The following is a 7,722-nucleotide window of genomic DNA, read 5'->3' as shown; positions in this document are numbered from 1 at the left end:
GGCGATTTTTCGTGCGCGGCTGCGCCAGCGGCGGGCCGCCGGCGCATCCGGCCCAGGCGCGCGCCCCGTCGACGGCTCGCCACCGCAGCCGACCCAGGCACAATCCGCCGGCCCAACCCGGTCGCGCTGCCGCTATGCGGCTTTTCGATCGATCATCGCACGCCGAACGCGCAAAAGAGCATAAGCGGCAAACAGTACCGAGTACACCGCCACGCTGACCTGCGCCGCCGCGCCGCCATGCAAAGCGGGCGGCAGCAACATGAGCATTAGATGCAGGTATACCAAACCGAAAAACGGATATGCCAACATCTGCACGCGCTTCCATGTGTCTTTCTTCATGCGCTTCTTGACCACGTTGAACGACGTAACCCCTAAGACCAGCAAAAGGGCGAACAGCACCAAGGCAACCACGAACGAGATCATCACGGCGCCCTTGTTCACACCGCCCAATCGAGGCAGGTACGAGGCCAAATACACGGCCATATGCCCCAGCGACAGAATCCAGGCGATGATCGATAGCTCCGCGCGAATAGGACGAAGCCAACGTCCCACTCGAGAATCGCGCGAGAACACGCCGATGAGCATCACCACGGCAAACAAAGCCAAGGCCAGCATGCATTTTTGAACGAGCAAGAACAAAGCGCTCCACACCGCACGCGGCATCGGGAAAAACTCCGCAGCGATGAACAACACGCTCACCGCCACGGCCAAAACGTAAAAAGCCACCGGCGCCTTCTTTATGGGATTGCGCAGCGCAAACGCCGCCGCAACGGCGCCAATAAAGACCAGCGGGAAATCCATGCGTTCCCCTATTTCTCGTCAGACAAATGCGCCAAGATGGCAGAAGCGTACAGGGCGAGCGCCGCGTACGGCCCGTCGGTCAAGTCGCAAGTTTGTTCCATGAATCGGGGGAGCCAGGCAAGCGCGTGGCTTCGAAGAAACGATTGGGCCTGCTCGTTTCGGCTGGTCAGCGCTTCTTCGTTTTCGGTGCGAATCGCCTCGGCCTGCTGGGCGAACAGGTACGAAAGGAACTCGAACTCTTCCTGAACGCTGTCGCACGGCTCTTTGCGTCCGTTCTTCGCCACCACTCCGGCTTCGCGCATGCACTGCTCAACGTCAAGCGTGACGGGCGTGCGGAACAGCGAAGGTGCGCCCGGGGCGCCCATAGAAACATGCAGGAAAGCGCTTTCGTAAGGGAAAATCGGCGTGCGACCGCCCGGCGCAAGGTACAAGCGCGAGTACGTTTTCCTCATCTCCGACAAGACGTCCGCGACGGACGATTCCGCCCAGGATCGCAGCCCCGCCGTCGAATCACCAGCAACGGAAATCGACGCGCCCATGTCCAACAGGCAAGACTGAGCGTCGTCGGCCAGAGCACCTTCGACAAGCGCGGCTACAAGCACGTCGTCGGGATATGCGAACGCTCGCGAAAGAAGCTCGCACGCGTCAGCCCTCCCCACGGCCCTTTTCAAAGCGTCGTATTGCTCCATGTTCCCTCCCCCTTTTTTTGAAAAGGGGCGGCAGTTGCTGCAAAAACCGCCGCCCCGCGTAAAGCTATTGCAGGTAGTACACGCTCGGCTCCGTGCCGGCGTCTTCTTGCAAGAGCAGGACTTCGCGACCCTCGATAGCCTTGGACACTGCGGACTCGGGGTCGTCCAGATCGCCCCAGTAGCGCGCGCGGCCCGGGCACAGCTGCATGCAAGCGGGTACCTCGTCGCGGTCGATGAGGTTCTTGCAGAACGTGCACTTCTCCACCGTGCCAGCCTTATGAGGCGGCGCATCGTGCTCGCCTACCACCACGTCAAGGTAGTACTCGGGGCTCTTGATGAGCGTACGCACGCCCTCGTACGGGCACGCCTTGATACATGACTCGCACCCGATGCACAGCTCGCTGTCCACCGACACGATGCCGGTTTCCTCATCCTTGATGGTAGCGCCCGTCGGGCACACGTCGAGGCACGCAGGGTTTTTGCAGTGCTGGCACTGCATGGGAAGAAAAACGAGCGTGCAATCAGGAAACGTACCACCTGCGTTATCGTTCGACAACGATCCGCGCACCACGGCCGTTCCCAAAGTGCTCCAATCCTGATCGCTTTTTGTATAAACAACGTTATACACAAGATCTTTTGGGAGGTTGTTTGCGAACTTACAAGCCGCTGAGCAAGCCTGGCAGCCGATGCAACGCCGAAGGTCAATAGCCATTCCGTATCGAGTCATCTTCCCCAACCTCCTAGAGTTTCTCAATAGCGACAGCGCAGTCAAAATAAGACTGATTCCTGCAAGCTTGGTTATAATCGTTAAACGTAGTGCGCGCGAGATCACCGTCGATATGCTCACGCGTCAAAAAACTTCGAGGACAGTGAACCGATTTGCGTTGTTGCCCTGCATTGAGGACGACAAGCAACGTGACAGACCCGCGGTCGTTGTAGAGCCGAATCGTATCGCCCTCCACGATGCCGAGCTCCGCGGCATCCTCAGGATTGATGCGGCACACCGGCTGCGCTTCAAACTCCTTCATATAATCCACGTCGTACCACTGCGTGTGAGTGCGCGTGCGCATGTGTTCGCAACAAATCGTGAACGGGAACCGCTCCCGAATAGGATTAGACAGGTCGGCCTCTCGCGCCGGCTCCCAATAACAAGAGAGCTTTTCTTTGCTGAGATCCACCTCTTGACCCATGTTGTAGTCAGGTTTAGGAGATTCGCGGTAGAACATGGCCCGCTTCGATGCCGTCGTGAAGATTCCGCCTTCGAAAGCAACGGCTGGGTTGTTATCGCATCGCAGATAATTCTTCTCGCGCACTCTGTCGATGGTTATCCCATTCTCCTGCCCATAAGGCGTAGAAAGGCAGACGTTCAGATACTCGTCAGGGGTAAATTGAAAAAAGTCGCCGTAACCCATACCTTCAGCCAAAAGCTTGTAAATCTCGTAATCGGGCTTGCTCTCGTATAAAGGCTCTATAGCCTTTTGATTCCACAGCAGATAAGGATTTCCGTAATATCGAACGCGTAGATCTTCGGTTTCGAACCAATGGCATGCAGGTAGCAGGATGTCAGCGTATATGGAAGTATCGTTCATGGTCATGTCTTGAATAACGATAAAATCAAGCGCTTTCATAAGTTCAATAGTTTCATTCTGCTCAGTCTGGTTTGAAACAACATTGGTGCACGAAGCGTAAAAAGCCTTGATAGGGAAAGGCTCGCCGAGCTTTTGACCGCTCGACACAATATTGAAGAAATCGCTCCAGTTGACAACAGCTCCAACCCCTTGAGGCAACTCGCCTGTTGCGCTCGGAAGCTTGATGCATGCCTGAACATTGCCTTCCCCAAAGTTCGGTTCTCCCGTGTAGAGACCCGAACCCGCCCTACCCATCTGGCCGGCGACCAGCAGCAGCGTGTTGACGCACTTAGAACTATACATTCCGTTGTTATAGTGATTAAGTCCGAATTTCATATCCGTCTGCACGTTGCCTTCCTGCGTGTACAGACGGGCAAGGTGCTTAATGTCATCAATACTCACGCCGGTCACTTCTGAGGTATGCTCCAAGGTCCACGGCTCAACGGCTTCTCGAATCAATTCCATCTCGGTCTTCACAGCATGCCCAGCGACCTCGGGGACACCCCCCATCGCTGGCCTTTTTGCCTCACTGTACGCGACAGCGGCAGCCACCTCATCATCCCACACAACGCACGGATCGACTTTTTCCTCCTGCCCTTGCGCATTGGTGATCGCGACGGGCTCCACACCTAAATCGCTCATGCGCAGGAACATCCCGTTATCTTTAATGAGAAAGGGGGCTTCGGTATGATCACGAAGAAAGTCTGTTGCTTCCCATCCCTGCTCTAGAATTTCACGTATGGTCCCCAATGCAAGTGCACCATCAGTCGCAGGATGCACAGGAATGAACCAGTCAGCCTTCGAGGCCATGGTGCGATAAGCAATATCTATAACCACAAGTTCAGACCCAGCATCGCGCGCCTCTAGATAGAAGTGCGCACGTTGCTTGTCCGACACGGCGATGTCACCGCCCCAAATCACATGATGATCAGCATTGGGCACGTCGGAGGCACGGTTTCCGGCCCCGCCAGGTCCAAACATGTAGGTCCAAGCCATAGGCGTAGCGATATCGCGATCCGGCAACACGCGACTGACCCCCATGACATTGAGCAAGCGCGCCATGACGGAACCTTCCGGGGCACCACCGCCAAGCTCGGCGGTATTGCCGCTCCCTAAGAAAAAGGCAATAGACGTGGGACCGAATTCCTCGATATACCGTTTCCATTTATCGGTAACTTCAGCGATAGCCTCGTCCCAAGTAATGCGCTCAAATTTCCCTTCGCCACGTTCACCAACGCGGCGCATTGGATACCGCAAACGCTCCGAACTATATACGCGAGCAGGTTGCGAAATACCTTTGGGGCAGATACGATCGAATTCCGGACCATCATCAAAATGGCCCGCCGTCGTACGAACAACCTGTCCATCGCGCACATGGACGTTCAGGTAGCAACCCTGACCGCATTGAGAGCGGCAGGCACCGGAAAATATTTGCGTCTCGGGGGCTTCCTGCTTCTTGTCCGTTTCCTCCAGATTCTTGGCCTGCGGGCTGCAGCCAACCAGCGCGCCCGTTGCAGTGAGCGCCGCCGCGCCCTTGATGAAGCTTCTGCGGGTGAAACCATGCGTTGTGTTTTCAGCCATGCTTGCTCCTCTCGTTCTCTCCCCACGACCTCTCGGTCGCACCGTTCTTGCGCCGCGAACAGCAGGGAGGGAGGCCGTCCGCAGCGCAAGATGGAAAGTCTCGCTTCCCCCGACTTTCCCTTACCATGCACTCTACGGATCATTGAAAATTATTGCGATAAACTGAAAATAAGTTTTGCGTTAAGAAGATATTAACCGGATATTAATGACTAAATTAATAATGAGATAAAGCGCCCACCGTGACGTTAACGTCACGGGGATTCACCTGATGAAAGAAGCAAGAGGAAGGGGCGGATCTTCGGCTTCTCGAGAGCCCTTACCCCTCCACCCGATCGGCCATCTTATAGCCTACGCGTTGGACCGTCAGCAGATATCGAGGCTCGGAAGGGTTCTCTTCGATCTTCTCGCGGATCTTGCGAACGAACACCGTTATGTTGTTGGTCGGCTTGCAGTTGGCGTCGGACTCGCCCCAGATGTACTCCTGAATCTGGCTGCGCGTGAACACCTTGCCCGGATGTGCGGCCAAAAACGCCACGATCTCGAACTCCTTCGTGGTCAGCTGCACCGGCTTTCCTTTGACACGCACTTGGTATTCTCCAAAATGCACCTCAAGATCGCCGATCTGAGCGACTCCCTCCCGATTTCTCGAGCGCGCAAAATCTATCGTGTCCTTATGACGGCGAATGTTCGCCTCGATACGCAACAGCAACTCCATGGCATCGAACGGCTTGGTCACATAATCGTCCCCACCCGATCGAAAACCGATGCTCTTGTCGACGATGTCGCATTTCGCAGAAAGGAAAATGACCGGAATACGGCGGCCTTCCTCGCGGATGCGCGCACACAAATCGAACCCGTTCGTCCCCGGCAGCATCACATCGAGAAGCAGCAGGTCGGGCTTTTCATGCAGAAGCATTTCCATGCCCGATTCGGCGTCTTTGGCTCCGCAGAACGCGTACCCGTTCGACGTCAAAAGCTGCTCGATCGCCTGCCGCAAATTGTCCTCATCGTCGATGAGCATGACCTTATACATCGTCTTCCCCCACTATCAGCCTTTTCGGCACCGTTATAACGAAAGCGCTGCCCTTCCCCACTTCGCTCTCTACCGAAATGGCGAACCCTTGCATGTCGGCATACTCGCGCACCAGGGCAAGTCCCAGGCCGCTGCCGTTGTACTTCCGCGTCGACGTGCTATCCACCTGGAAGAACCGATCGAAAATGAGCTCCTGATCCTCGGGGGCAATGCCGATGCCGGTATCGATCGTCGACAGCGTTACCACTTGGCGCTTTTCGTCGTACGCCACGCGCAGCTCCACCGACCCGCCGTCGGGCGTGAACTTGATGGCGTTGCTGGCCAGGTTTTCGAGCATGCGCAACGTCTTCTCGTAATCGCCGTTCACCAAGGGCACGTCCGAAGCGACCCTCGTACAGAACGAAACATCGTATTTGCGCGCGAGCGGAGCCATGGTGCCCTTGACCGACGCCGCCACGTCGCCCAGATCCATCGGCTCGCATGTAGACCTGATGCTACCCGCATCGGATCGCGCGATGTCCAGCATGTTGTTGATCATGTTGAGCAAGATCTGGCTGTTCTTCTCGATTTCCTCCCAAGACCGTCGATCGCTTTCACGCCCCGGATCGCATGCCTCGCGCGAGATCTGAGCAAACGTGATTATGGATGTCAGTGGGGTGCGCAGCTCATGGTTCACCATGGACAAAAGATCGGACTTGAAGCGAGTCTCCTGCTCGAGGCTTGCATTCAGCTTTTCCAGCTTGTCGCGCTGATGCTCAAGCAGCGCGTTAGCCTCCTGCAAATCGATCGTGCGAGCCTCAACTTGCGATTCCAGGTGCTCGTACATATCGCGCAGGTCGCCCGCCATGTCGTTGAACCCTCCAACAAGCTGCTGCACTTCTTTCGCCGCATGCCCGCCGCCAAGCTCCGCATCCATGTGACCGCGCTTCAGCTTTCCGAACGCCGCCTGTAAACCTCCTATCGGACGCAGCACGAAGAAGGTCGTCACCACGTAGATGACCGCACCGATGAACGCAGCGACCCCCAAGAAGAATACGACGTCGCGAATCACGTTGTCGCGCAACGTCTGCTGCTGCTGATCGATGGGGATAACGATGCTGATGGCGCCTCCAACGGAATCGAGCGTCCATCCTTCCTTTTCTCTGCCGGTGATGTCGAGCTCGCCCGCCGGTTCGCCATGGCAGGACAAGCAGCTATTGTCGACCTCGAGCGCTTGCACGTACCGAAAACGCTCTTCCCCCTGATACCCGGCAATGCCGTAATGCTCTTTCACCGACGAGTCGGCATTGAAGCGCTCGAGCGCCGTCGCCTCGAATTCATCGGGTATATCCTGCTCGCTGCGCGGGTTGAAGTTGGTGTAGCGAATAGCGTAGTCACTGCCAGCCGAGAACAACCGGCCAACGCTCTTCCCCACTAACGAGCAGTGCAAACCCTTGAATTCGTACGTCCCGTCCGAGGTGTTGTTGATGATGCTCTGCGAGTTGTCCATGAACTGCCACACGGCGTCCATTTCGCGCGCGAATGTGCGCGCCTCCTCCAGCAGAGCCGCCTCGGTCTGGCGCTGCTGCGAGTAGAAGTCGAAGACGGCGAACGCAAGAAACGACGCACCGAACACCGCCGTCAGCGCAGCTAGATAGATAGTCTTCAGACTGAAAGAGTGCTTTCCCATGTGCGTCCCCGCCCCCGTATTCGCAACGCCCCCTCGCATTGCGATGTAAACCCTAGCACAAGACTAAGAGCCACGTAAAGCAGTCCGCTCCCGGCACGCGATCGCGCGAAGAGCGTGCGCGCGAAAAACCGCCTTCGCTGGCAGGTTTTGACGGTTTGAGGTCGTCGGGCCGAGCATTGTTTTCGCCATGGCGTTGCCCGTTTTAGTTTTGCCTGGTCACAGCGTTGGAGCGTCGCGGCGCGCTCGTGAGGGGACTCGCCCCGCTAAGTCAAACGACCCCTAAACGTCAAAACCTGCCAGCGAAGGCGGTTTTTCGCGCGC

6 protein-coding genes are annotated in these 7,722 nt (G+C 56.7%); all 6 read right to left on the bottom strand.

Going from position 1 to position 7,722, the window contains the following annotated elements; translation table 11 throughout:
• Window positions 1-132: 132 nt before the first annotated feature.
• The 6 genes from ACMNI9_RS09495 to ACMNI9_RS09470 all read right to left on the bottom strand — a co-directional run bounded on the left by ACMNI9_RS09495 (window position 133) and on the right by ACMNI9_RS09470 (window position 7,401).
• Entirely contained in the window at window positions 133-801 is a 669-nt protein-coding gene (locus ACMNI9_RS09495) for a hypothetical protein (protein ID WP_418831791.1), read from the bottom strand.
• Between the two features lie 8 nt (window positions 802-809).
• A complete protein-coding gene (locus ACMNI9_RS09490; protein WP_418831789.1) occupies window positions 810-1,490 on the bottom strand; it encodes a TorD/DmsD family molecular chaperone in 681 nt (226 codons plus the stop codon).
• Between the two features lie 64 nt (window positions 1,491-1,554).
• A complete protein-coding gene (locus ACMNI9_RS09485) occupies window positions 1,555-2,217 on the bottom strand; it encodes a 4Fe-4S dicluster domain-containing protein (RefSeq protein WP_418831787.1) in 663 nt (220 codons plus the stop codon).
• Window positions 2,218-2,230: 13 nt separating this feature from the next.
• On the bottom strand, window positions 2,231-4,699 hold the full coding sequence (locus ACMNI9_RS09480) for a molybdopterin-containing oxidoreductase family protein (RefSeq protein ID WP_418831785.1): 2,469 nt from the start codon (window positions 4,697-4,699) through the stop codon (window positions 2,231-2,233).
• 316 nt (window positions 4,700-5,015) lie between these two features.
• Window positions 5,016-5,732 carry a response regulator transcription factor gene (locus tag ACMNI9_RS09475; RefSeq protein ID WP_418831784.1) on the bottom strand — a complete coding sequence of 239 codons (717 nt, stop codon included), beginning with the start codon at window positions 5,730-5,732 and terminating at the stop codon, window positions 5,016-5,018.
• Window positions 5,725-7,401 carry a c-type heme family protein gene (locus tag ACMNI9_RS09470; RefSeq protein ID WP_418831782.1) on the bottom strand — a complete coding sequence of 559 codons (1,677 nt, stop codon included), beginning with the start codon at window positions 7,399-7,401 and terminating at the stop codon, window positions 5,725-5,727. The genes ACMNI9_RS09475 and ACMNI9_RS09470 overlap by 8 nt, the downstream gene beginning before the upstream one ends.
• Window positions 7,402-7,722 lie beyond the last annotated feature (321 nt).

Source organism: Paraeggerthella sp., assembly GCF_048427265.1.
Taxonomy (GTDB): domain Bacteria; phylum Actinomycetota; class Coriobacteriia; order Coriobacteriales; family Eggerthellaceae; genus Paraeggerthella; species Paraeggerthella hominis.
Note: the sequence above shows the minus strand (reverse complement) of the source record. Positions and strands in the feature narration are given on the sequence as shown.

What these genes read in the sequence shown, in the direction of transcription:
- ACMNI9_RS09495 (WP_418831791.1), bottom strand. Translation starts at nt 801, where the DNA reads ATGGATTTCCCGCTGGTCTTTATTGGCGCCGTTGCGGCGGCGTTTGCG.
- ACMNI9_RS09490 (WP_418831789.1), bottom strand. Translation starts at nt 1,490, where the DNA reads ATGGAGCAATACGACGCTTTGAAAAGGGCCGTGGGGAGGGCTGACGCG.
- ACMNI9_RS09485 (WP_418831787.1), bottom strand. Translation starts at nt 2,217, where the DNA reads ATGACTCGATACGGAATGGCTATTGACCTTCGGCGTTGCATCGGCTGC.
- ACMNI9_RS09480 (WP_418831785.1), bottom strand. Translation starts at nt 4,699, where the DNA reads ATGGCTGAAAACACAACGCATGGTTTCACCCGCAGAAGCTTCATCAAG.
- ACMNI9_RS09475 (WP_418831784.1), bottom strand. Translation starts at nt 5,732, where the DNA reads ATGTATAAGGTCATGCTCATCGACGATGAGGACAATTTGCGGCAGGCG.
- ACMNI9_RS09470 (WP_418831782.1), bottom strand. Translation starts at nt 7,401, where the DNA reads ATGGGAAAGCACTCTTTCAGTCTGAAGACTATCTATCTAGCTGCGCTG.